Origin of the sequence: Citrobacter sp. wls717, from assembly GCF_005280955.1 — a bacterium.
GTDB lineage: Bacteria > Pseudomonadota > Gammaproteobacteria > Enterobacterales > Enterobacteriaceae > Citrobacter > Citrobacter werkmanii.
The window spans coordinates 387,173-412,712 of record NZ_SZWW01000031.1 but is presented as its reverse complement, the minus strand read 5'-3'; the positions used below and the strand labels follow the sequence as shown (position 1 = coordinate 412,712).

The following is a 25,540-nucleotide window of genomic DNA, read 5'->3' as shown; positions in this document are numbered from 1 at the left end:
ATTATGTTTAATCCAGGGCCCAGACTTTAGCGCGCTTTTTATCCTGGAGCCAGTATTGAACTCTGCCCCCAGAATCAGACATTACTTCATAAGCGGCAATGCATTGAGCATGTTCTTCAGATTCAGCATATCCCAGGGTAAATGTTCAGCAAGTGTAAGGCCGACAGGTTCCGCTTTTGAGGTTGCCTGATCTACCAGATTTAGAACATCTGCAATAGATAGTTTACCTTCGGCGACATCACCAAAGTCATGTTCTCCTCTGCCAGGCCTGGCGAAAAGAACCGAACGGAAAAGTGACGGATCGAGAACGTCCAGATCAATGTGTATTGCCAGATGTTCAATATTTTCTCTCTCTACCCATTCCGCGACATCTTTCGCGTCGTTTTTAACCTTTTCAGGACCTATTGTCTCAATGCGATGACTAGCCAGATACTCAGCTTCATAAGGCAGCGGATCGTGGATACCTGCAATCATTATTTTTGAAGGGTTGAGTCTGGTGGATACATGAGCAACTAAATCTTTATCACCTGTCCCAATTAGCGCTCCAAGAACATGGGCATGGGCGTTTGGATATTGTTTGGAAGTCTGCACATCAGGATGAGAGTCAATCCAGAGCACCCCCAGTTTATCACCGTATTTATTGAGCAGATGGGCAAAAGGAGCCAGTGATACCAGGCAATCGCCACCAAAAACGACGATTGAATCAGGATCATATTTCTTAATCAGAGCGCCTGCATCGGTAAGCTGACTGATAATTTGAGGTTTGGCTGTGATGCCGTCCACTTCGGCCTGTGGCTCCGTTGTGGGCTCATCAACCGGAACAGACTCAAAAGGGCCATCTGATTCGGGGGAAAGATACGAGAGAAGCAGCGAGCCAAGATGATAGGCTGGATTATTGCCACCTTGCCATTGAGGGAATAAAAGTCTGAGCGTTTTACTGGTCATAATTTGCCTGTGCCTATTTATAAACGAAATGATTTGCGTGAAGTAATTACCCGCAAAATGAATGAACGCTCATTCATTTTTGATCAGTCGTTGATCCCTCGCAAGCAGGACAGCACGTTTAGTAAATTAAAAAAGGGAAAGAACCTTTGCAGTCTTATTTCAACCAAAGTCCGCTTCTGGCACTAAGCTGACGACCAACAGAATCATGGGCCGTGACAAGCAACGCGCGAACATAGTTTACATCTCTACTGTTTATAGTAACGCTGAGTGGATGCTGGGTGCCGCAGGAGGGATGCTTCGGGGCGTATTGGACGTCGCACCAGCTCCCCACCGCAGTTCGGGCACTGGCCATTAAGTCGTTGGGTCACGCAATCTACGCAAAATGTGCATTCGAATGAACAGATGTAGGCCCCTTTTGATTCAGGTGGCAGATCTTTATCACAGCATTCGCAATTAGGACGGAGTTCAAGCATGGTGCTCTCTTATTGTTAAAGGCACATCATTGGACATACCAAAAGCCCTCTATCGGTATCACTTTTGCGATAAACGACGTTATTGTTTATGCCCGTATTAAATAAGCATGGTCTACAGGCCGGAAAAATCAAGAGAGTGAATTATTTGATAGAAACGCTCACCTCAGGAAACGAACGACCAGCCTATAACGCCCCAATCAATCACATAAAAATCAAACAGATAACACTTTTCATATCAACATTATCACTACGCTTTTTACACCTTCCCTTTCGCGCAAAAAAACAAAACCCGCAACAAAAATAACCGTATTAATTGCTCACAGCTGCACTAAATGGATAAATAACGTTATCAGCACTTACAGTTTTTTCCTAAAGTCAGCGCTTCGTTTGTATGCCATGCTTCATTACGCTAATAACTTATAACGCTAAGCGAGGATATTATGAAAAAGACAATTATCGCATTATCTGCCATTCTGCTGGCTTCTCCTGTTATTGCCGCAACAACACACGCAACCGATAATGATGTAGCTGCCGCGCACGAAAACGCGAATACTGCAAAAGAAAAACTGCATCAGGCGCAGAATCAGGGCGAAGAGCAAAAATTAAAAGCAAAACATGCTGCTGAAGGTAAGCAAGATGACCTGAGCAGCAAGGTGAGTGAAGGTTCACAAAAAGCCTGGAATGATACCAAAGAAGGTACAGAAAAAGGCTGGAATGCAACAAAAGAAGGTGCAGAGAAAGGCTGGAATAAGACCAAAGAAGGTGCAGCCTCCGTTGAGAAAAAAATCAGCGAATAATCCTCCAGCCATTCAATAGTAAAAAGCCGCGAAAGCGGCTTTTTATTAGTAGCATGATCCGTCCTGCACAGCGTTGACACGTTCCTGACTTAAATCCGCAGAACGTGATGATGACAGCGTTCAAACGGACCCAACATGATGCCATGATCGTCACCGGATGATAACCTTGTGGCGCCATCACCATCACGGTTGTAGACTGTCATACACTCATCCAGCGCCCCGTTAAAATACTGTCTGTTATTACCATAAGCTACAATTATATTAATTTTAGATAATCAGCCTCGCGCCTGCTGACAATAATGAGTAAAGGTTTACTATAGACCTGTCTTTTTTTAGCAGGAAAGTAAAATGAAAAAAACAAAAGGGTTGCTGATTATTGCCCTTGCTTTCACTCTGGCATCATGTGCTTCAATTCCTGAAAATATCAAAGGTAATAATCAACCAGATATACAAAAAAACTTTATCTCCGTGCATAACCAACCGGGGTTATATACAGGCCAGCAGGCCCGATTTGGGGGTAAAGTCATCAATGTAATTAACACCAAAACGGATACGTTACTGGAAATCGCCGTTCTGCCGCTGAACAACGACGCTAAACCACAAATAGACGCCAGCTATCAGGGCCGTATTATTGCCCAACAGAAAGGTTTTCTCGACCCGGTAAACTACAGAAACCACTTCGTGACTATTTTAGGGACAATTCAAGGGGGTGAACAAGGATTCATCAACAAAATCCCGTACAATTTTGTTAAAGTTGATTTACAAGGTATTCAGGTTTGGCATTTAACTGAGTCCGTCAACACCACCTATAATATGTGGGATTACGGTTATGGCGCATTCTGGCCAGGACCAATGTGGGGAATGCCCTACTCCGCAAATACCGTAACCGAGGTTACGCCAGAGCTAGTGAAATAATCTCTGTAGTACGATGACGTGAATAGACTCCGGAGCCGAGTGTTTGCCAACACGCTTTCTAATCACTCCGCGTTTTGCTTATTTCGTCATCGTGCTCCATGCGATCCTTCGCTAAATATTCATTGTTTCTGTTACATATAATTTTAACCGCTAACTTTTAGCGCGGAAATGGGCGTTACTCTTCTCATGCCTGACCATCTTCTGTTATTTACCGATAACTCCCCCACCCTGCATGCCATAAAAAAACATTTGTGCTTACGAATTCTTCAGGGATTACTATGAACAGAAAATGCTTACTGTTGATACCACTATTTTTTAGCAGCGTCATTATTACCGCCTGCGATAATAAACCTGCAGTAAAAACCCCCTCCATGGAGCCCGAGGTCGGCGTTGTGACCTTAGCGCCTTCCTCGGTGAATATTAAAAGCGAACTTCCTGGCCGCGCGGTTTCATTTGAGATCGCCGAAATCCGCCCTCAGGTTGGTGGGATCATCATTAAACGTAATTTTATTGAAGGTGACAAAGTCAGCAAAGGAGAGTCACTGTATCAAATTGATCCCGCCCCGTTGCAGGCCAGGCTGGATGCAGCCAGAGGCGCACTGGCAAAGGCGCAGGCGACGGCCAATAATGTGCGACTGACATTAAATCGGCAGTCAGCATTAATAAAATCCAATTACGTCAGCCGCCAGGACTACGACACGACGCGCTCACAGCTTAATGAAGCAGAGGCCAATGTCGCCGTCGCCAAAGCGGATCTTGAGCAGGCCACCATCAACCTTCGTTACGCCAATGTCACCTCGCCGATTGAGGGTATCAGCGGTAAATCCTCCGTAACCGTGGGCGCGCTGGTCACCGCGAATCAGGGAAACGCGCTGGTTACCGTGCAAAGACTGGATCCGATTTATGTTGATTTAACGCAGTCAGTACAAGACTTCTTACGCCTGAAAGAAGAAAAAGCCAGTGGGAAGATTGCCCAGCAAAAGGGCAAAATTCCGGTTGAACTGATGCTGGAAAATGGCAAGCCCTATCGCTATACCGGCACGCTTGAGTTTTCCGATCCTGCCGTCGATGAGACTACCGGTTCCGTGACCTTGCGCGCCGTATTCCCCAATCCGCAGGGTGAAATTTTACCCGGAATGTACGTCACTGCATTGCTGGATGAGGGCAACCAACAAAATGTTTTAATGGTCCCACAGCAAGGGATTACGCATAACGCGCAGGGAAAGGCCACTGCGTTAATCCTCGATCAAGAAAACGTGGTGCAACTACGCGAAATAAATGCGGTGAAGGCTGTAGGCAATCAATGGTTGGTGACGACAGGATTACATCCCGGCGATCGGGTCATTGTGTCCGGATTACAAAGAATCCGTCCGGGAATCAAAGCCAGAATCCTCGCTGCAAAACCAAACACACCTGACACGGTAACTGAACAGTAATATTTCAGGTATTAAGGACACTTTCTTCATGGCTAACTTTTTTATTGAGCGCCCGGTTTTCGCCTGGGTGCTCGCTATTATCATGATGTTTACCGGCGGTATCGCGATAATGAACTTGCCCATCGCGCAATATCCGCAAATTGCTCCCCCCACCATTACCATCAGCGCAGCCTACCCCGGTGCAGACGCCAAGACCGTTGAAGACTCGGTGACTCAGGTGATTGAACAGAATATGAACGGGCTTGATGGCCTGATGTATATGTCATCCACCAGCGATGCGGCCGGTAATGCGTCGATTATCCTGACCTTTAAAACGGGGACCTCACCTGATATAGCGCAGGTTCAGGTACAGAATAAGCTACAGCTGGCGATGCCTTCCTTGCCACAGGAAGTCCAGCAGCAAGGGATCAGCGTTGATAAATCCAGCAGCAATATCTTAATGGTTGCGGGTTTTATCTCTGATAATAACAGTCTGAGCCAATATGATATTGCTGACTATGTGGCGTCGAATATTAAAGACCCACTGAGCCGGACCCCCGGGGTCGGGAGCGTACAGTTATTCGGTTCGCAATACGCCATGCGTATCTGGCTGGATCCGCAAAAGCTCGACAAATATAACCTTACGCCGCAGGACGTTATTACCCAGCTCAAAGTACAGAATAACCAGATATCGGGCGGACAGCTGGGAGGAATGCCGCAATCAGCCGACCAGCAGTTAAATGCGTCGATCATTGTTCAGACACGCCTGCAAACTACCGATGAATTTGGCAAGATCTTCCTTAAGGTTCAGCAGGATGGCTCCCAGGTTCTGCTGCGGGATGTCGCTCGTATTGAGCTGGGTGCGGAAAATTATGCAACGGTGGCACGTTACAACGGAAAACCCGCTGCCGGGATTGCAATTAAACTTGCCGCTGGCGCCAATGCCCTTGAAACATCCCAGGCCGTTAAACAAGAGCTGAACAGGTTATCAGCCTGGTTTCCGGCCAGCATGAAAACCGTTTATCCCTATGACACTACCCCCTTTATCGAGATTTCAATTCAGGGTGTGTTTCATACATTGATCGAGGCAATCATCCTGGTATTCCTCGTCATGTACCTGTTTTTGCAAAGTTTCCGCGCGACGCTTATCCCCACTATCGCGGTTCCGGTTGTTATTCTCGGAACCTTTGCGATACTCGACGTCGCCGGTTTTTCGATCAATACGCTCACGATGTTTGGCATGGTGCTGGCAATAGGACTGCTAGTTGATGATGCCATCGTGGTGGTTGAGAACGTAGAACGTATTATTGCCGAAGAGCATTTGTCACCCAAAGCGGCGACGCATAAAGCGATGGGGCAGCTCCAGAGAGCGCTGGTTGGTATTGCCGTCGTTTTATCCGCCGTGTTTATGCCAATGGCGTTTATGAGCGGGGCTACGGGTGAAATTTTCCGTCAGTTTTCCATCACCTTAATTTCCTCCATGCTGCTGTCGGTATTTGTGGCGATGAGCCTGACGCCCGCACTCTGCGCTATGCTGTTGAAATCCCACGAGGGAGAAAAAGAAAACACCCATTTTCTGTTTACCCGTTTCAATCACTTCATGGAGAAATGCACCCATCACTACACTGACAGCACCCGTAGGCTATTACGTTGCACCGGCCGCTATATGGTAGTCTATTTAGTGATTGGCGCTGGCATGATGGTGATGTTTCTCCGTACTCCCACCTCCTTTTTGCCTGAAGAAGATCAGGGCGTTTTCATGACCACGGCACAATTACCTTCCGGTTCAACGATGGTAAATACCAGCAAAGTGCTTGGGGAAATAACGGATTACTATCTGACACAAGAACAGAAAAATGTTGCGTCTGTTTTTACCGTTGGCGGATTTGGCTTCAGCGGACAGGGGCAAAATAACGGTCTGGCATTTATCAGCCTGAAACCGTGGTCAGAACGCGTTGGCGAAGAAAACTCGGTTACCGCCATCATTCGACGGGCAATGATGGCCTTAAGCACCATTAATAATGCCGTCGTTTATCCGTTCAATTTACCCGCAGTCGCCGAATTGGGTACCGCTTCAGGTTTTGATATGGAGTTGCTGGATAACGGTAACCTTGGGCATGAAAAAATGATGCAGGCCCGCAACCAGCTCCTGGCTTTGGCCAGCCAGTCACCCGATGAAGTTAACGGGGTGCGCCCAAATGGGCTGGAAGATACGCCGATGTTTCGCATTCACGTCAACGCGACAAAAGCAGAGGCGATGGGTGTGGCATTGTCGGATATCAACCAGACCATCTCTACGGCGTTTGGTAGCCGCTACGTCAATGATTTCCTTAACCAGGGGCGCGTTAAAAAAGTGTATGTCCAGGCCGATACGCCGTTCCGTATGTTGCCGGACAATATCAACCACTGGTACGTACGTAACGCCTCCGGCGCGATGACGCCGCTTTCAGCCTACTCATCAACCGAATGGACCTACGGCTCTCCCCGTCTTGAACGCTACAACGGACAGCCTGCAATGGAAATTCTCGGCCAACCGGTCGCAGGGAAAAGCAGCGGCGATGCGATGAAATTTATGGCGTCATTGATTAATAAACTGCCCGCGGGCGTCGGTTATGCCTGGACGGGGCTGTCGTATCAGGAGGCGCTGTCCACCCACCAGGCGCCAATGCTGTACGGCATTTCTCTGATCGTCGTATTTCTGGCGCTGGCGGCACTGTATGAAAGCTGGTCAATACCATTTTCCGTAATGCTGGTTGTACCAATTGGGGTGGTCGGTGCTTTGCTGGCGACCGATCTGCGTGGCCTGAGCAATGATGTTTACTTTCAGGTTGGCCTGCTCACCACCATGGGACTTTCAGCTAAAAACGCTATTCTGATCGTCGAGTTTGCTGTCGAGATTATGCAAAAAGAAGGAAAAACGCCGCTTGAAGCCGCGGTGGAAGCTGCGCAAATGCGTTTACGTCCTATTTTGATGACGTCATTGGCCTTCATTCTGGGGGTTATCCCACTGGCAATAAGTGACGGCGCTGGCTCAGGCGCGCAAAACGCCGTCGGTACGGGCGTTATCGGTGGGATGCTGGCCGCGACCGTGCTGGCGATCTATTTTGTTCCGGTCTTCTTTGTTCTTGTCGAAAACATGCTGGCGCGATTTAAAACCCGACATTGATTCCCTACCCTTGTAAGTGCTTATCCCTGGGATCGGGTAATAAGATCCCGGAATGGCGCTTCGCTTATCAGATCTACAGTAGTTAGCAGACACAGCTATCCAGCGAGTTTCCTCGTGGATAGCTGGGCGAGTTATTTTATTGTGAGGGGAAATGTGGGTGTGGGGACAGAGGTTGTCAATTCTAACTAAAGCCAGGCTATCGAAACGGTTAATCAGTAGTGCAGACCGGCCCCCTTCAGATTTACGGTCAGTTCGCCTAATTTCGTATCCGGGTGTTGATGACACATGTTAATCATTTTCGGAACAGCGACAGTTTCCACCTCATGCAGCGGAACATAATCATCGCCTTTAAAGTCAGAATTTTTATTAACGATCACAAAGGCAATTGCCGTCATGTATTGCCGACTCATATCAGCAAACTCTTTACAGGTCATATCTTGTGGCGCAGCTTCGGTTGCCTGAGTAGCAAACGCACAGCTCATCGGTGCCAAAACAGAGGTCATAATAACAACAGCTGAAACCATCATTTTAATATTCACGATACACTCCAGAGGCAGTATTAATGGTTATTGGCAAGTTTGTCTGTTGCTACCAGGTTCGTATTCCTGCGCAGACTGATAAAAGCCAAAGAACTGAAGATCATCTCGACCCCAATAAAAATCGAGGTAAACACGTAAGACTTGTCGGGATCCATATTCAGCCATACGCCAGCAATAAGCAGATCTAAAATGCCGATAAAAATGTTCCAGCCATAGCCCGGACTGCGGAACATTTGAACTCCGGAAGCCACACGAAAAATACCGCCAAGAATAAACAAGCAGCAAAAAACCATAGCCAACGAATTCATGCCGATCACCGGGTTAACAAGGAAACAGTACCCCAGCAGTAACCATGCGATAGCAAAAAACGCATAGGTAAATTTGGCTTTCAACTGCTTCTTCCCAGCGCTAAACAGGCTATAAATAGAATAAAAACCGCACACCAGGAACATAAAACCTGTCGCATAGCTTAAATAAACGCCAGCAGCGATAGGATAGATTAAGCAGCAAATGCCACATACCAACAACAGCACCGCCATAATTGTTGCGTGTCTTTTATAATGAGAAAGTGTTTTTTCATTAAACGTTCTCAGGGCTTGCTGATTAAAAATGAACATACATCCTCCGTTACATGTAAACGTAATGTAACCTACTAATAAAAGAGTTAATACTCACACAATACATATTACTTACAATGAAATAATAAGACTTCAGATAAGGATGCGTATATAAGAAGAAAGGAATGTTGTTATCCGTTTAATCCTACACATGTCAGACGTCTGACACCTGTAAGATTAAGCGCTCATTATTCTATCCTGGCTCTGATTCCTCTCTTTAAACTTATTTAATATGATTATTGCGTTTGGTGAACAATACCAACTTTATTCAGGAGAACGTAATGAAAAAGATTATTCTTGCTGGTCTGCTTGCAACTATGATGGGCTCAGCTCCGGTAATGGCTTCTGCCACTACTCCCACTGCGGCACAAACAGCCACAGCCAATGTACAAAAAGAAGCAGCCGATATTATGCAGGTCGCCGTACAAGGTGCCAATGCGATGCGCGATATTCAACTGGCTCGTCTGGCTCTGTTTCACGGACAGCCTGACAGCGCAAAAAAATTAACCAATGACGCCGCTTCCCTGTTGGCAGGCGACAGCAGCGACTGGTCGAAATTTGTCAAAGCAGCGCCTAAGGCGAAGATGATTGACGATCAGTACGTAATTATTAACGCTACGATCGCATTATCAGAAGACTATATTGCTACGCCGGAAAAAGAATCTGCTATCAAAACCGCGAATGGCAAAATGGCCAAAGGTGACTGGAAAGGTGCAGTGGATACCTTGCAACTGGCTGGGATCAGCGTGCTTCAGACCCAATACCTGATGCCTTTGAATCAGACGCGTAAAGCCGTTGCCAGCGCCCAAAAACTGCTGTCCACGGGTAAATTTTATGAGGCTAACCTTGTGTTAAAAGGTGCTGAAGAAGGCATTGTTATTGATAGCGAAATGGTGGGTGCAGGCCAGTAATACTCTGTACTAACGAGTGATGAATCAAGACATTTCTCTCCGGATCGGGCAGCTACGGCTACCCGATCCGGGGGGATTAATGGCTCATCAGACTGTCGATCTCAATTTCAATTTCTCGCATGACAGCAACAATTTTCTGTAATGCCTGTTGCCGTACAGCCAGCGGAAGATCGTCATGTCGCATAGACTCAAAAGGTTCGCACAGCGTCTGAAGCGCGGTGATACCCAGAATTTGCGCCGAACCATGCAACCGATGAAGCGCCCGTAAAAACAGCTGCGGCTCATCTTGCGCAACGGCTTTCTCAGCCGCTTGTAAATCACTCAGCGTTGCTTCGCGGAATGTTTCGAGTATCTCGTTCATTAATGCGCGATCGCCACCGGTATTTTCAGTCAGTACATTGAATTTTAAATGCCGGATTGCACAAGGTGACGCATAGCCCGTGTCGATTTTGCTCAGTTCATGCGTCAGCGTCTGGATTGACACCGGCTTAAACAGACACAAATTCATACCGTTTTGCAGACATCGATCGCGTGACTGCGGGAGCGCACTGGCCGTCAGCCCCCATATTTGCAAGTGAGGTTGTTGACGACGTAGTGAAGCCGCGAGATCAAACCCGTCTTTCTTCGGCATATTCACGTCGGTTATCAACAGGTCGTATGATTTTTTGGCCAGTTTGGCTTCGGCTTCCTCGCCATCACAGGCCTCATCCACGCTGTAGCCAATGGTATTCAACTGGCGTTTAAGCAGCAGGCGATTAGTTGGGTTATCGTCTGCGATCAGAATCGACAGACACGGTAGCGGTAGCACAGCGCCAGGGGTATCCCCATCCGCTACTATCGACTGTCGGGCAGTTTCAACCGGCAGCGTAATCGTGAACGTGGTTCCCTGAGCCGGAATACTCCTCAGTTCCAGCGTACCGCCCATCAGCGTTACCAATTCTTTGCAGATAAATAACCCCAGACCAGACCCCGTTTGTTGACGTCCGCAACGCCCCTGAGCATAACGATGGAACAGTCCAGCCTGCTCTTCTTCGCTAATGCCACAACCGGTATCACTGATGGCGATTGTCAGGGTGCCGTGATTATCTGTGTCCGGAGTCAGTCGGGCCGTAACATGAATACTGCCCTGCGCCGTAAACTTCAGCGCATTTCCCAGCAGATTGGTGAGAATTTGCCGCAAAGCCTGCTGATCGACAAATACCCGCTCATTTACTGGCAACTGGCTGACGCAGGCAAGCGATATACCTTTCTGCCTGGCCAGGGCATCGAAAGAGTGGCACTGCAATTCAATAAGCTGCGAGAGATCGGTCCACTGGGGAACAACCTCATATTTTCCGGATTCAATCTTATCAACGTCAAGAATCTTACCAATCAGTCCCAGCAATGATTGGGCCGTCGCCCCGGTCAAAGCAATGGCCTCTTTGCGTTGTGCCGGACTGAGCTCAGAGCTTGAGAGTAATTCCACAAAACCAACAATCGAGCTTACCGGGGTACGTAACTCATGACTCATGCTCGCCAGAAAACGGCTTTTGGCTTTTGTGGCGGCAATCGCTTTATTCTTTTCGGTCTCCAGCTCTTGAGATAAAACCTCTTTGAGATGCAACTGTTCTTCCAGTAACCGCTGCGATTGCTTTCTTTTACGGACTTCACGGGAGAGTGATATCCCCCAGATCAGGCTAATAGCAATAAGTACCAGCGCAAATAACCCCAATTGATAGAACTGTTTACTATATCGGCTCCAGATATCAACCTGGGTATTGGAAATCTTCGACCACTTCTCCGTCATTTGTAAAATTTCACGCGGAGGTATGGCTTGCAGGGCCTTATCAATGACAGACTTCAGCATCGGCTCATGAGAAGAAATAGCAAAACTCACCGATGCGCCTGGCATATCAGGAAGCCGGAAGAAGTGCATATTATTCTGGTAGTAATGATCGGTAATGAACTTTGCCGACAATTCGGTCGCGATTGCCGCATCAACGTCGCCCTCCTTGACCATAGCCATTGCAGCGCTACCGGTATCCGCATTCACCCAGGTCACCTGCGGATACTGTTGTTTGAGGCCACGTTCCAGAATATGTCCGGCAGGCAGAGCAATACGTATCGGTTTTCCCAGCAGCGAGTCGGCTGTTTCCTGGCGCGATGTGATAACCACGAATGCAACATTCATCAGCGGATCGCTCAATGCCGAATCGTCCTGGTTTTGGTTCGTCGGGGCGATCGTCGGATACATATCCCACTGCCCACCACTGATGAGTTTGGTCTGTTCACTTCTGGACGTGGCCAAAACAGGTTCAAAATTAAGACCCGTTTGCAGATGAATAATATTCAGCAAATCGCCAAGAATACCACGTAACTCGCCGCTGCTATCTACCAGCGTATAGGGTGGGTAATCCGGGTTGATCAAAATGCGGATAGTATGTTTATTCTTCAGCCATTCTTTTTCCTGATGACTGAAAGGAATGGGCGCATTCAGATAAGCAAGATTACCGCGATTTAACCAGTTCTGCATCACCTGCATATGGATTTCATTACTTATTGACGTAATAAAACCATCAAGAATATTTCTTAATAGCGGTTGATTTTCATTAACCACAAAATAATTATATTGTTCTTGCTTATCAAAATAATGCGTAATAACCAGGGATTGCGAGAAATACCGCGAGATACAATGACTAGTGGTAATATTGTTACCAATATAATATTGGTTATCATCGTTCACTACCGACGCCATTGCCTGATACTCGTCGTCATAAAATGAGACTTTAGCATCAGGAAAAGCGTCCTGGATAACGTTAAGAAAAGGGCAATCCCGCACACAGGCGACGCTGACCTTATGGTTCGTCATCAGCGGTAGCATCGTGTTTTTTAATGACGTCACAAGCGTCGGCCACGTTGTGAGTAATGCCGATGTGCGCAGTAAATGCCCGCCGACATCCTGCCGCCGGGAAAGCTGGGTTATCAACGTATCAACATCATTACTGGCGAGTGCGGCAAGCGCCTGCTGCTCGTTATCGTATTGCTTTATAACAATTTTTACATTGAGACTTTTTTGCATTAGCGCAAGGTAGTCCGCGTTAACGCCCCGATAATTTTCCCCGCTGTTTTGATAGACAATAGGTGAGACTTCCGGTAACCAGGTGCCAACCACTAATGTTTTTTTATGCGCCAACCAGTTTGTTTCTTCCCTGTTTAAGCTGATATTTTGCACCGCAGTATTATAGTTACTTTTTAGTTCAACCTGGCGCGCTGAACTCACATCCGTAGATAATCCGATGGTAAATATGACCATCAAAAAAATAAATAAGCGTTCCAGCATTACTCTACCCTATTTTATTTCTTTGCGCGTAATCATAAATTTCCATTAATGAAGAACAATCTAATTTTTCCATTAAACGACTTTTATAAGTACTGACCGTTTTATTACTGATATTCATTTTACTGGCAATCGTACTGTAATCCATACCATTAAGGATATAACGCAACACTCTCATTTCCTGTGTTGATAACGTATCAAGTTTATCCTGTTCGCTGGCCGATGAACCAGTAAAGTGTTCAAGGGAGAAAGGGAAATAACTATAACCATTTTTGGCGGCTTCGATGGCGGCAAGAATATTATTCATGCCTTCTTTTTTACTCACAAATCCGTTAGCACCGTATTCAGCACTACGTTTACCATAAAAATATTCATTTTTTGCTGAAATGATAATGATCACACCAGCATAGTGCCGCTTGCGTAATTGTTCCAGCACCTCGATGCCACTGATACCAGGAATATCCACATCAATAATTAGCAGTTCAGGTTTGTTTTTTTCAACGACCTGTACGACTTGCTCGCCACTGTCGAGTTCAGTGGTCACAGTGATACCATTAGTATCGAGTAAGTTGCGAATGGCAATGCGGGCCAAAGGGTGATCATCAACGATTATCGCGTTCATTGCGTATAAGAATCCCGATAAATAAAGAGAGGCGATGGCTATAGTGCAGGTGAGTCTTCAATATTACTGATTTATAAGTGCAAGACCCAGGACGCAAATTCTAACATAGTCACGTGTATATTTTATGATTTTTTCATAATCAAGATGAATAAATCATAAAAATAACATTTAGATTTACAAGAATTAAACCTTGAGCCTTTCTGTAGATCAAATCATTAACACATTATAGAGGGAATATTCCTACACATGTAGGACTGGTCTTTCATTTATTATGCTTAATTCTTAATAAGGAGAGGAATAGAATTGCAGTGGTAACTGTACATCTGGCGGGAAATTCAGTTATTGCGTGTTATTAAACGTTGATGCCCGTCAATCCCTGTGGCTCTGAAACAGCAGAGCCACAGGAGACAGACATTAATCAAGCCTGACTGGGTAATGCTCCAACCGCGCGCGAGTTTTTCACGGTCAGCGTAACGACGGCAGAACATAACAGTGCGGCAATCATAAAGATAAAGGCGCTGTTATAGCTTCCTGCGCTGCTTTGGATCAGCCAGCCGATGATAGGTGCAGAAACAACGCCCGCCATCTGACCGCCAAAGTTAACGATCCCCGACGCCCGTCCCATAATGTTGCTGGGGATGGTATCCATCAAAATTCCCCAGAACGTCGCCATAGCGAAGAACATGAACAGGGCTGAAATACACTGATAAACCACCGCCATATCTGCGCTGCTCACGCTGAAGGTCAGGTACAGGAAGCCTGCGGCAATGACTGAGGTTACGACGTACAACGTTTTACGCATCGGTTTGAATTTATCTGAACAGTATCCGCCTAACAATGTGCCTCCTGCGCCAAACAGGAAGGGAATTGCCGCCATTACGCCGGTCTTGGCCAGAGAAAATTCACGTACGGTGATCAGATAACTGGGCAACCAGGTTGAAAATCCCCAGAAGGTGATATCAAACAAAAACCAGATACTTGCCATTTGCCAGAGCACCGGCATTTTGAGTACGTCTTTAAACGCGATAGCGCTGGTATTTTGCAGCCCACCCTGATCGTCAACGGCCAGTTCCGCCAGATCCTGCTGCGTAATGGCGGGGTGATCTTTCGGGTTGTCACGCGTAAATAAGTAGATCCCTGCGGCAATAAACAGTCCAGGAATACCCAGCACGATAAAAACCATATGCCAGCCAAAAGCCCCAATAATGCTGGCTGCGACCACAACCGCCAGCGCCGGGCCTAAGGTGTTCACCGTTGATTGAATCGCCGTCGCGCGCCCGCGCTCTTTCGACGGGAAATAGGTCGAAATCATCTTCCAGGAGGCCGACGGGAAGCACCCTTCGCCGATACCAAAGAAGAAGCGCACTGCCAGCATTAGCGGTAGCGTCAGCACAGCGCCGGTTAAGCTGGTGAAAACAGACCACCAGGCAATACCAATGGCCATGATTTTACGCGAGCCAAACTTATCCGCCAGTAAACCACCGGGAATTTGAAACGCGGCATAACCAATAAAAAAGGCGCTAATAATTAAACCCTGTTGAGTGGTATCCAGATTTAAATCTTTGCCGATATAAGGGAGCGAAACGCTCATGACCATTCTGTCGAGAAAAGAGAGGAGCCACGCCAGCCAGATCAATGTCAGGACGGTATATCTTGCTTTCCAGGTCTTTGGTTTACCTGAAGGTAAAGATGTTTGTAGGTTCATTGTGATGTCCTTAGGGTGTAGTGATCTACCGCGGCCATAAATAGTCGCGATAGATCAATGCGTGTTTAGCGTTATTTATTAATATTGTTTTCTTATAACCGTACCGCTACAGGCATAACTTTCCGTGCCATTAATTAAGGCAATGCGCCCATTAACCATGACAATTTCAATCCCTTGCGGATACTGATTAGGTTCAACAAACGTGCCCCTATCAGCGATAGTGTTCGGATCGAACATCACAATATCCGCCGCGTAACCCACCTTCAGCAGCCCGCGATCCTGCAGGCCCAGCACCTCAGCAGGTTTACCCGTCATTTTGCGAATTGCCGCTTCCCAGCTCAGACATCCCTCTTCACGCACGTATTTACCGAGCACACGTGGGAATGCGCCGAACACGCGAGGGTGCGGTTTTCCGGCCCCCATTAAACCGTCGGTACAAACGTTTTGCTCTGGCCGACAGAGAAACTTAATCACATGCTCTTCAGTGCCGTAGAAGTCGACCATTCCGACGGCGTTTTCTTCTTCATAAAGCAGGTCGAAGGTGGCGTTGTAGGGGTCTTTCCCGCGCAATTCACCCAACTGGACGAGGTTCAGACCAACGGCATCCTGATTTTTGGCCGTTTTCACGCTGGTAACAAAAATCTGGTCCAGACCGGCAAAATCGATAAAGTTATCCCAGCCAGGGATGCCCTGCTGAATATCCTCGATCATTTTGGCGCGCAGTTCAGGTGAGGCCAGGCGTTCCAGTAATTTGTCTGTTCCACCGGAGTGGACCCATGGCGGCAGGATCACGCCGAGCATCGTGCTGCCCGCCACATAGGGATACTGGTCGAAAGAGATGCGGATCCCCTCTTCCTGCGCCTGCTCCAGCATCCCCAGCATTTGGTCGATCAGTCCCCAGTTTTTCTTTCCGCAAACCTTCATATGTGAAATATGTAGCCAGACGCCTGTGGCTTTGGCGATATCAATCAGCTCCTGCGTTGAGTTGATAATATAGTCAGCTTCACTGCGCTGATGTACCACAAAGATCCCGTTATATTTCGCCGTGACCTTGCACAGTTCAATCATTTCGGCAGTATCGCCAAAGGCGCAAGGCATATAGATAAGCCCGGTGGAAAGACCAAACGCGCCCGCTTTTAATTCCCGCTCAAGAACTTCGCACATCTTCGCCACATCTTCACGGGTCGAAGGCCGCCCATCCAGCCCCATCGCCTCCATGCGCACATTGCCATGCGGAACTAAATAGGCAAGGTTTGTCGCCGGATGTCGTGATGCCAACAGATTGAGATAACCGTCCGTATTTTTATATTTCCAGTCTATTTTGTCGGTATCGCCGTCCAGTCCGGCGATATTTTTACGCCACGCCGGAATATATTCTTCCGGCAACGGTGCTAACGCGACGCCATCCTGCCCCAGCAATTCAGTGGTAATTCCCTGGCGAATTTTTGCCGACAGCGCGGGGTTAATAATCGCCGACAGGTCAGAGTGCGTATGGGTATCAATAAAGCCAGGACAAATAATTTTTCCCGTGGCATCAATAACCTGTTCATTGACGCCAACTTCTATTTGACCGATTGCGACAATACGTCCGTCATCAACGACCACATCGGCAATTCTGCCTTCACTGCCCGTCCCATCGATCACATTTCCGTTTTTGAAAATGGTTTTCATCGTTATTCTCCATTGCGGCGGCGCTGCGCGGCACCGCCTGTAAGGTAAGAGGATTTTTATCGTTCTTTTATTGGCGATAGAGTGTCTGGATGATGCTGTAATAGCCGCTGGCCGAACCGGTTAACTGATCGATCTCGATATACTCATCAATGGTGTGCGCCAGATTTTCACGCGAAGGTCCGAAGCCGATAGTTTTAATTCCCGCTTCGCCCGCATAGTGACTACCGTTAGTGCAAAATGAGTATTGCGTGATGGTCGGATTAAACCCGGCCTCGCGGACGCCAGCCAGAGCGGCTTGCACGAATTCGTCCGACTCGTCATACACCCAACCCGGGAAGAAGCGCTCCCCCTCAATGGTGGCACCGGTATAACAAGACTCCTGGCCCACAGCGTAGGAGACACGGGCCTTAAACTGCGGATCCTGCGTGATGAATTCTGCCAGGACATTTTCCAGCGGGGCAATGACGCTTTCTTTGGTTTCGCCCACCAGCAAACGGCGATCGTAGGTTGCGCGGCAGTAATCCGGCACGACCGAGGCACCCGGGTACGGCGAAGATTTAATGTCGGTCAGTTCGAGAATGCCAGACCCGAGTACTGGGTGCGTTGGCGGGGTAATGGTGCGAATTTTGTCGATCAATTGCGCCATTTTATACACCGCATTAATCCCTGCCTGCGGGTTGGCGGAGTGCGCAGGTTTACCAAACGTTTCAACCACAATTTCAGCACGGCCACGCTGGCCAATTTTCAGGTTTAGCTCGGAAGCTTCACCGATGATTACGTAGTCTGGCTTATAGCGCTCGCTGACCAGACGAGCGGCAATGCCTTCAAAACACTCTTCATGCACGATACAGGCAACGTAGATTTTCCCGGCGAAATTGCGCTGATTGTCCTGGCCGAAAAAACCTACGGCAGAGATCATTGCCGCCACGGCGCCTTTCATGTCGGTCGTACCGCGACCATAAATCTTGCCATCTTCGATATCACCGCCGTACGGGTTGCGGGTCCACTTCTCTTCGTTCACCGGTACAGTATCAATATGTCCATCGAGGACCAGCGTTTTCCCTGGCTGATTACCCACGATACCGCCAACAATGTTGCCGTACTTATCAACATGGATGTCATCGAACTGGTAATGCTGCATCATTGTTTTTATGGCATTAACCACTTCCCCTTCCTGACCGGAATAACTTTTTTGTTGGATTAGCGCCTGACAGTTTTTAATCACTTCTTCAATACGGTTTGCAGATAACATGGTTTTCTCCGTTCTTATTCTCAATCAGGAAATTATTTGTTGATGCCCGGGTACTGACCGCCCCAGACAATATCCAGATACTGTTGTGGGTCAGTGTCACCCTCAGTACTTATCAACAACACGCGGGAATGCTCATCCAGTCCCAGTTGCGTACGCGTTTGCGCCAGTTCAGGCGAGGACATCAGCAGTGACAGCAGGCCGGTCGTCACCGCCCCGGACTCACCAGAAACGATCTGCGGATCGCCTGCCAGCGGATTACCCAACATGCGCATGCCAAGCGCCGCAACCTCATCCGGGCAGGAGGCAAATGCGGTGGCATAATCACGCAACAGCTTCCAGCCAATGCTATTTGCCTCACCGCAGGCGAGACCAGCCATCACGGTTTGCAAATCTCCACCCACCGCTATGGCATCACCCTCTTTCGAGCGGGCGGAGCGGTAGAGACAATCGGCAATTAACGCCTCGGCGACGATCACTTTCGGGCGATTTTCTCCCCATGCCGCCGTCACCATTCCCTGAACCATGCCGGCAAACGAGCCAACGCCTGCCTGAACAAAAATGTGCGTCGGCGCAACCTGATGCAGCTGGTCGATCGCCTCCAGCATCAGCGTGCCGTAACCCTGCATAATCCACTGCGGGATCTTTTCATACCCTTCCCAGGCGGTATCCTGCACCACTATCCAGCCATGCTTTTCCGCCTGTTCCGCGGTCATGCGAACCGCATCGTCATAGTTCATATCGACGATTTCGGCGGTAGCGCCTTCGTTACGGATCGACGTCAGACGTTGCTGTGAAGAACCTTTTGGCATGTAAACCACGGCATTTTGCTTCAACTGTCGCGCCATCCAGGCAACGCCGCGACCGTGATTGCCATCGGTGGTGGTAGCAAACGTGACGGTTTGCAGATCGCGGCGCACCTCTTCGCTGGTCATCACATCAAACGGTAATTCGCTGATATCTTTACCGAGTAATTCTGCGATATGGCACGCCATCGCATAGGAACCGCCCAGCGCTTTAAAGGCTTTCAGGCCAAAACGCTGCGACTCATCTTTGAGGTAGATATTTTTTACGCCCAGTTTTTGTGAAAGTGTCGGCAGCGTATACAACGGCGTTGGGGAATATCCCGGAATAGACCGATGAAAATTCAACGCCTTGACCAACTCCTGGTGGCTAAACGGAGCCAACGGCGCGTTCGGATGTTCGGTAAACGGTGTCTGGTTGATAAAAAATGATAAGTTTTCCTGCATCATAAAACCTCATTGTGCTGGTAATCCATTCCCTGCAATTGATGTCATACAGAGATATTTCCGCTATCGGTAATGCCAATAGAGCAAAATGCTTACCAGCTTTTTATTAATTGAGTAAAATCTTATGAATAATTTAATAAACACTTAAATTTCAATTAAATAGATAGAATGCAATATTTGCAGCCAAAAATATCATCGCGTTAGTTTATCGTTTCATTTTGATAAATTCTCACAATTGATAAATAGTGTGATCGCGGAAGATAAAATAAAAAAAACATACTAAAACAGAGCAGTAGATTGATTTTTCGCAAATCATTTTTGGATTAGTTCGCCTATTTATCATTTTCCATGAGAAATGCGACACGCGCCGGAGAAGTAGCATGATTTCAGTACTCAGCAATATTCAGGATGATATATGCAATTATGCCGATGCTATTTCTGGCATCACCGGAACGGATGTTGAGATCATTGATGAATCTTTAATGCGCATCGCTGGCACCGGTAAATACCGGCATATGCTCAATGAAAACGTGGCAAAAAATGGCTACATCTACCGCCACGTTTTGCAGGTGCGGGAAACGGTGCTGATCAAAAATCCTGGCGAACATCCACTGTGTCAGTTATGTGAAAAACACCACTATTGTTCTGAAATGCTGGATTTGAACGCACCAATTTTTCTCAACAATCGCGTCATTGGGGTGATCGGGATTATTTGCTCAACCCAGGCGCAGCGCGACACCCTCCTGAGCCAGATTGAGAAATTTGTTACTTTCATTGAGCAAATAGCCGTGATGATCTCCAGTAAGGTTTTTGAATGTCTGGAACGTTTACGCGCGCAAGAAAGGCTGGGCGCATTTCGCCGTCTGATCGATGCCATGGACCGCGGCGTCGTGGCAATCGATGGTGATGGTCTTGTCTGGCATGCCAACCATTCAGCCGATCGCATTCTCAATCGCGAGGTTCAGGGATTACCGTTGACCATTGAAACAACCGGGGACAGTTTGTATGGCGATGAGGAGGCCTGGCTGACGCTCGAAGGTCAGAAATACCATGTACTGTGCAAGCAAATTTCGCTCTCGTCTTTGGATAACGATCGTTTAACCATGATTATCTTTCGTGACGCGCACGACTACCTGAGTACCCTTCTTCCATCGCCTTATGAGGCCGACACCCAGGTGCGGTTGATTGGTCACTCCCCCTTGATGGAACAGCTCAGAAGCACCATCGGTAAAATCGCCAACAGCTATGCCAGTGTGCTTATTACCGGCGAAAGTGGCTCAGGAAAAGAGGTCGTGGCATTTGCCATTCACCAGAGCAGCCCCCGTAAAGCCGCCCCCTTCGTAACAATCAACTGTGCTGCCATTCCCGAACAGTTGCTGGAAAGCGAACTGTTTGGTTATGTGCGCGGCGCATTCAGCGGGGCCGACCCCAAAGGCCGCGTGGGAAAATTTGAACTGGCCAACGGCGGCAGTCTGTTTCTGGATGAGATCGGCGATATGCCGCTTCATCTGCAGGCTAAGCTGCTCAGGGTTCTGCAGGAAAAAGCGATCACCCGCGTCGGGTCTAACAACACCATCAATATTGATGTACGAATTATTGCCGCGACTAACAAAAACATTAACGCGATGGTGGAGAGTAATCAGTTTCGCGAAGATCTTTTCTATCGCCTGAACGTGGTCCCTTTGGTTCTTCCCTCGTTGCGCGAACGGCGGGCAGATATTGCGGTCCTCGCGCAATATTTTGCCGATGAGTTTTCGGTCAGTTATCAGCGACCATCACAAAAACTTCCCGATGATGTCATCAACCGCCTCTATGCCTGGCACTGGCCTGGCAACATTCGTGAATTACGTAACGTTATCGAATATATTTTCGTGATGCGCGGGGAAGCCGCAGGGATCAACGCCAGCCATCTGCCTCCTTACCTGCTCACCGCAGCTGACAGCAGAAAAACGTCGATGACAGCCCAGCCTCAGCAGCTTGCTAATAAGGGAAAACAAGCGGAAAGGGAGGCCATAGAAAATGTCATCCAGCGTTTTGGCGCAAGCGTGGAGGGGAAAAAACAGGCAGCGACCGAACTGGGGATCAGCATTGCCACACTTTATCGAAAAATAAAGCTGTACGGGTTATGAAGCTGACCTTACTTAACGAAAAAGCCCGCGTAATGCGGGCGTACAGCAGGCATAACAGAGCAAATCAATTCCATGGCGAATCAATCAAACACGCCATTAATAACGGCAGTGACAATCGCCGTGCTCAGTGCAATCAACACCAAATTGTCGCCAACGACCTGCCATTCATAACCAGGATAATACGGCAGTTGATTCAACATAGAAGGTGGGACGCTTTTTTTAGCGATCCCCGGAGGAAGCGGTTTTCCTCGCGCCAGATTTTTGGCAATGCCTGGCGGCAGTGATTTATACCCCGTCAAACCATATCTGACAGCATACTGCCTGGCCACGTTATAGCTGATGTCGCTATCCACATGATCCGGCTTGCCATAATTTTTACGCTGTTCTGTATGTGCATTATTTTTTTGGCCGGCGTTTCCTTTCTGGCTGTTACCACTATTACCCTTGTTTCCGCTATTACCATGGTTGCCACTATTACCATTGCCATTGCCGTTACCGGGGTTTGCGAATACAGGGGTGGCGCACATCGTCATCGCGGCAACGGCGACTAAAGCCGTTGCTAAAGTACGGAGTCTGGACATGATGATTCCTTGAGGTGTGGATACATATAAAAATGTAAGGTATTCCATGATGACTGGCTATCGCTATAACTCCGATTTATTGGCAAAAAAAGCGATGTCATTTTGCCAGGCGTAGGCTTGCGAATGTCCCCATTTGCAGTCTACCCCCGCCATCTGTTAACTCAGAACGGCAGAACGCATATCACATTTCCCCCTCGCTACGGTGGAGAAAAATCAGTCAAAAATGTTGCGAAACTGCTATAAACTCTTTCGCTTCTGTCGGCTGGTGTTAAACTGGAAAGTGTGATCTTCATCATAACCTGCTCAAACAGAGAAAAGAGACACTGCTATGCAACATATCATTGAGGGCTTCCTCAACTTCCAAAAAGAGATTTTCCCTCAACGTAAGGAACTCTTCCGCAGCCTGGCATCCAGCCAGAATCCAAAAGCGCTTTTCATCTCCTGTTCCGATAGCCGTCTGGTGCCAGAACTGGTGACTCAGCAAGAGCCCGGGCAGTTGTTCGTTATCCGCAACGCCGGCAATATCGTCCCCTCTTTCGGACCGGAACCCGGTGGTGTCTCCGCCACCATCGAATATGCGGTAGTCGCACTCGGTGTGACGGATATCGTCATCTGTGGCCATTCCAATTGCGGCGCGATGAAAGCCATTGCTGATAGCCAGCCCCTCGATCCAATGCCCGCAGTGGCGCACTGGCTGCACTATGCCGATGCAGCTAAGGCCGTGGTCGAGAAGAAAATCTGGGATAATCCCATCGATAAAGTTAACGCCATGGTGGAAGAGAACGTTATCGCTCAGTTGAACAATATTAAAACGCACCCTTCCGTTGCTGTTGGACTGCGAAATAATGCGCTGCGTCTGCATGGCTGGGTGTATGACATCGAAAGCGGTGAAATTCGTACCCTGGATAAAAACAGCAAAACCTACGTTTCCCTTGCTGACAATCCGCAGGTGCATTTCGAGTAAACCCTCCACTGGAGCAAGGATGCTCTGGATAATTATTTCCTACTTTTGTGCTATAGACAAAAAACACACCCGGACCTAATTTTTAAAAATAGCCTCTGATGTTTCTGCATTGGTCTTCGCGCATTCCTTCAACATTACGACAGATATCATGTACGCAGCAGCAAATTAGCTGTTCGTATGAGATTTTTGTTAAGATGCAGGTAATTAAAGGAGTAGGCGCGAATGCAAACGAAAATAAAAAAAATAATTAAAACATTTTTCTATCATGAGTCGTGGGACATCATGATTCTAAAGGATCATGGCTCACACTTATTCCCCGATAACACTCTGGAAATACTGAGTAAAACTACTGCCCAGCAGTTAAAAAAGAAATATACGTTTCAGGCCGACCCTTTTATTGTTGAAAAGGCCGATAAACTGTATGTTTTTTATGAAGCCTTTAGCTTTCGAAATTCGAAAGGTACGCTAAGATGCCGCGTCCTGGATCGTGAACTGACTGAAATCGATGATGTTAAACTTGAGGGCTTTGACGACTTAAAATGTCATTTGTCATTCCCTTTCCTGATTCATATCAACGATCAGCTTTTCATGATCCCTGAGTCTTCAGAAAGAAAAGAAGTCATACTGTTTCAGTCGGTAGAATTCCCGGCTCGCTGGAAGAAAATCAAAGTATTAATATCGGATACTGAATTAACTGATAATGTGTTTCTCACAATTAATGAAACCTGCTACCTTTTATCCACCACAATGGATAACGAAATCATTATTCACTCTGCTGAGAATATCTTTGGGGAGTGGCAGCGGATTGCCCCCTCACTGAAGATGAGCAACCATCACCACCGGGGAGCCGGCGCGCCTTACCTTGTCGATAACAAAATGTACTTCCTCACCCAGGAGTGCACACCTGAAACCTACGGAAAATCCATCTACATCAAAGAATTAGTTACATTGAACGATACTGTTTTCGATGAAAGCCTGATCGAGAAAATCAATTCCTCGATCAACCACAGTGATGGTGTCCATACACTAAACTTCTCAAATAACTATATTGTTTATGACTCAAAAATAAACAAGTTCAGTTTGTTGGCGATTTTTAAAAAATTATCATATAAATTCATGATAAAATACAGAAATGTATATCTCTCCCATCGATATAACTGATTCACTGGATTTTCGGGTGACGTTGGTAGAAAATCGTTCGGGTTTCTGGCATTCATCTGGAGTCTGTATGGCAATTCTTGTCACTGGTGGCGCAGGTTATATTGGTTCACATACTGTTTTAACACTACTGGAAAGAGGCGATGATGTCGTTGTCATTGATAATCTGTCGAACTCTTGTCAAGTCTCGCTGGACAGAGTCGCGGAACTCGCCGGAAGGAAACCGACTGTCTATATCGCCGATATTCTGGATCGGCAGGCGTTAAAGAACATTTTCACCCGCCATAACATCACTGATGTCATTCATTTTGCGGGACTCAAATCGGTTTCGGAGTCGATAAAAGAACCCCTCGCCTACTACGAAAACAACGTCACGGGTACGCTGGTATTACTTGATGAGATGCGGGCCGCAGGCGTGAATCGTTTTATTTTTAGCTCATCGGCCACGGTATACGGTAATCCGGAAAGCGTGCCGCTAAGCGAGCAGTCGCGCACGGGCGGTACGACCAATCCGTACGGCACGTCTAAATTAATGGTCGAACAGATTCTGGCCGATTTTTCACGCGCACAGCCCGATTTTCGCATCACCTGCCTGCGCTATTTTAACCCGGCCGGTGCCCATCCATCGGGTCGAATTGGCGAAGATCCTAACGGTATTCCCAATAATCTGGTCCCGTATATCTCCCAGGTCGCGATTGGTAAACTTGAGACCGTGTCGGTATACGGTAATGACTATCCAACCTCCGACGGTACTGGCGTTCGTGATTATATACACGTCATGGATCTGGCGACCGGCCACTTAGCCGCGTTGGATTCCCAGAACAAAGGCGCCGCTTACAAGGTGATTAATCTTGGTACCGGAGTCGGGTATTCCGTACTTGACCTCATTGAGGCGTTTGAAAAAGCGGCGCAGACAAAAATTAATTATCAGTTTGTCGCCAGAAGACCCGGAGACATCGCCGAGTGTTGGTCAGACCCTTCCCTGGCGCGAAAAGAGTTAGGCTGGCAGGCTATCTATAGCCTTGATGAAATGATGCGCGACACGTGGAACTGGCAAAAAAATAACCCGAATGGTTATAACCTGTGATGTTCTCAGCCACGAGCCTGGTCGCCAGGC

At 47.7% G+C, this 25,540-nt stretch carries 20 protein-coding genes; 9 read left to right on the top strand and 11 right to left on the bottom strand.

The genetic code is table 11. The features are described from left to right. Positions 1 to 81: 81 nt before the first annotated feature. Together FDX09_RS16780 and FDX09_RS16775 are read right to left on the bottom strand one after the other, a co-directional pair. Entirely contained in the window at positions 82 to 945 is an 864-nt protein-coding gene (locus FDX09_RS16780; protein WP_069324614.1) for an arginase family protein, read from the bottom strand. Positions 946 to 1,190: 245 nt separating this feature from the next. Then, positions 1,191 to 1,418, bottom strand: a complete 228-nt coding sequence (locus FDX09_RS16775) for a DUF1272 domain-containing protein (protein WP_087856195.1) — start codon at positions 1,416 to 1,418, stop codon at positions 1,191 to 1,193. Between the two features lie 440 nt (positions 1,419 to 1,858). Here FDX09_RS16775 and FDX09_RS16770 point away from each other — a divergent pair, with 440 nt between their 5' ends. The 4 genes from FDX09_RS16770 (at position 1,859) to FDX09_RS16755 (ending at position 7,711) form a co-directional block, all read left to right on the top strand. Further along, positions 1,859 to 2,215 carry a hypothetical protein gene (locus tag FDX09_RS16770; RefSeq protein WP_038632820.1) on the top strand — a complete coding sequence of 119 codons (357 nt, stop codon included), beginning with the start codon at positions 1,859 to 1,861 and terminating at the stop codon, positions 2,213 to 2,215. A 348-nt stretch (positions 2,216 to 2,563) separates the two neighbouring features. Beyond that, positions 2,564 to 3,130, top strand: a complete 567-nt coding sequence (locus FDX09_RS16765) for a Slp family lipoprotein (RefSeq protein ID WP_110497098.1) — start codon at positions 2,564 to 2,566, stop codon at positions 3,128 to 3,130. A gap of 278 nt (positions 3,131 to 3,408) precedes the next feature. Continuing rightward, positions 3,409 to 4,566: an efflux RND transporter periplasmic adaptor subunit gene (locus FDX09_RS16760; RefSeq protein WP_110497097.1), complete on the top strand. Its 1,158-nt coding sequence runs from the start codon at positions 3,409 to 3,411 to the stop codon at positions 4,564 to 4,566. 28 nt (positions 4,567 to 4,594) lie between these two features. Beyond that, complete coding sequence (locus FDX09_RS16755; protein ID WP_137347551.1) at positions 4,595 to 7,711, top strand: efflux RND transporter permease subunit; 3,117 nt, start codon at positions 4,595 to 4,597, stop codon at positions 7,709 to 7,711. Between the two features lie 212 nt (positions 7,712 to 7,923). Here FDX09_RS16755 and FDX09_RS16750 read toward each other — a convergent pair whose 3' ends face one another. Together FDX09_RS16750 and FDX09_RS16745 are read right to left on the bottom strand one after the other, a co-directional pair. Continuing rightward, positions 7,924 to 8,238 (bottom strand): HdeA/HdeB family chaperone, encoded by a 315-nt coding sequence (locus FDX09_RS16750; protein ID WP_051594538.1) that lies wholly within the window; start codon positions 8,236 to 8,238, stop codon positions 7,924 to 7,926. 32 nt (positions 8,239 to 8,270) lie between these two features. Next, positions 8,271 to 8,867 carry a DUF308 domain-containing protein gene (locus tag FDX09_RS16745; protein ID WP_038632835.1) on the bottom strand — a complete coding sequence of 199 codons (597 nt, stop codon included), beginning with the start codon at positions 8,865 to 8,867 and terminating at the stop codon, positions 8,271 to 8,273. Between the two features lie 281 nt (positions 8,868 to 9,148). Between FDX09_RS16745 and FDX09_RS16740 the strand changes: the two genes are divergently transcribed. Continuing rightward, positions 9,149 to 9,778, top strand: coding sequence for a YfdX family protein (locus FDX09_RS16740; protein ID WP_137347550.1), 630 nt, complete (start codon positions 9,149 to 9,151; stop codon positions 9,776 to 9,778). A 76-nt stretch (positions 9,779 to 9,854) separates the two neighbouring features. Here FDX09_RS16740 and FDX09_RS16735 read toward each other — a convergent pair whose 3' ends face one another. The 6 genes from FDX09_RS16735 to dpaL form a co-directional block, all read right to left on the bottom strand. Then, positions 9,855 to 13,097 (bottom strand): transporter substrate-binding domain-containing protein, encoded by a 3,243-nt coding sequence (locus tag FDX09_RS16735; protein ID WP_087856199.1) that lies wholly within the window; start codon positions 13,095 to 13,097, stop codon positions 9,855 to 9,857. Between the two features lie 4 nt (positions 13,098 to 13,101). Further along, a complete protein-coding gene (gene evgA / locus FDX09_RS16730; protein WP_038632843.1) occupies positions 13,102 to 13,716 on the bottom strand; it encodes an acid-sensing system DNA-binding response regulator EvgA in 615 nt (204 codons plus the stop codon). Between the two features lie 418 nt (positions 13,717 to 14,134). Beyond that, on the bottom strand, positions 14,135 to 15,421 hold the full coding sequence (locus FDX09_RS16725) for an MFS transporter (RefSeq protein ID WP_042313230.1): 1,287 nt from the start codon (positions 15,419 to 15,421) through the stop codon (positions 14,135 to 14,137). A 78-nt stretch (positions 15,422 to 15,499) separates the two neighbouring features. Beyond that, the gene (locus FDX09_RS16720; protein WP_137347549.1) at positions 15,500 to 17,092 is read right to left on the bottom strand and encodes a D-aminoacylase; all 1,593 of its coding nucleotides are present in this window, start codon (positions 17,090 to 17,092) and stop codon (positions 15,500 to 15,502) included. Positions 17,093 to 17,159: 67 nt separating this feature from the next. Further along, positions 17,160 to 18,344 carry a YgeY family selenium metabolism-linked hydrolase gene (locus FDX09_RS16715; RefSeq protein ID WP_137347548.1) on the bottom strand — a complete coding sequence of 395 codons (1,185 nt, stop codon included), beginning with the start codon at positions 18,342 to 18,344 and terminating at the stop codon, positions 17,160 to 17,162. Between the two features lie 32 nt (positions 18,345 to 18,376). Continuing rightward, positions 18,377 to 19,591, bottom strand: coding sequence for a diaminopropionate ammonia-lyase (dpaL, locus tag FDX09_RS16710; RefSeq protein ID WP_137347588.1), 1,215 nt, complete (start codon positions 19,589 to 19,591; stop codon positions 18,377 to 18,379). A 380-nt stretch (positions 19,592 to 19,971) separates the two neighbouring features. On the opposite strand from dpaL, the gene FDX09_RS16705 reads away from it, so the two are divergent. Then, on the top strand, positions 19,972 to 21,720 hold the full coding sequence (locus FDX09_RS16705; protein ID WP_069324607.1) for a sigma 54-interacting transcriptional regulator: 1,749 nt from the start codon (positions 19,972 to 19,974) through the stop codon (positions 21,718 to 21,720). Positions 21,721 to 21,800: 80 nt separating this feature from the next. Here FDX09_RS16705 and FDX09_RS16700 read toward each other — a convergent pair whose 3' ends face one another. After that, positions 21,801 to 22,301 carry an anti-virulence regulator CigR family protein gene (locus FDX09_RS16700; protein ID WP_038632857.1) on the bottom strand — a complete coding sequence of 167 codons (501 nt, stop codon included), beginning with the start codon at positions 22,299 to 22,301 and terminating at the stop codon, positions 21,801 to 21,803. A 328-nt stretch (positions 22,302 to 22,629) separates the two neighbouring features. Here FDX09_RS16700 and FDX09_RS16695 point away from each other — a divergent pair, with 328 nt between their 5' ends. The 3 genes from FDX09_RS16695 (at position 22,630) to galE (ending at position 25,510) form a co-directional block, all read left to right on the top strand. Beyond that, positions 22,630 to 23,265, top strand: coding sequence for a carbonic anhydrase (locus tag FDX09_RS16695; RefSeq protein ID WP_137347547.1), 636 nt, complete (start codon positions 22,630 to 22,632; stop codon positions 23,263 to 23,265). 222 nt (positions 23,266 to 23,487) lie between these two features. Continuing rightward, positions 23,488 to 24,426, top strand: coding sequence for a hypothetical protein (locus FDX09_RS16690; RefSeq protein WP_137347546.1), 939 nt, complete (start codon positions 23,488 to 23,490; stop codon positions 24,424 to 24,426). A 67-nt stretch (positions 24,427 to 24,493) separates the two neighbouring features. Beyond that, the gene (gene galE / locus FDX09_RS16685) at positions 24,494 to 25,510 is read left to right on the top strand and encodes a UDP-glucose 4-epimerase GalE (protein ID WP_038632871.1); all 1,017 of its coding nucleotides are present in this window, start codon (positions 24,494 to 24,496) and stop codon (positions 25,508 to 25,510) included. The last annotated feature ends 30 nt before the right edge of the window (positions 25,511 to 25,540 follow it).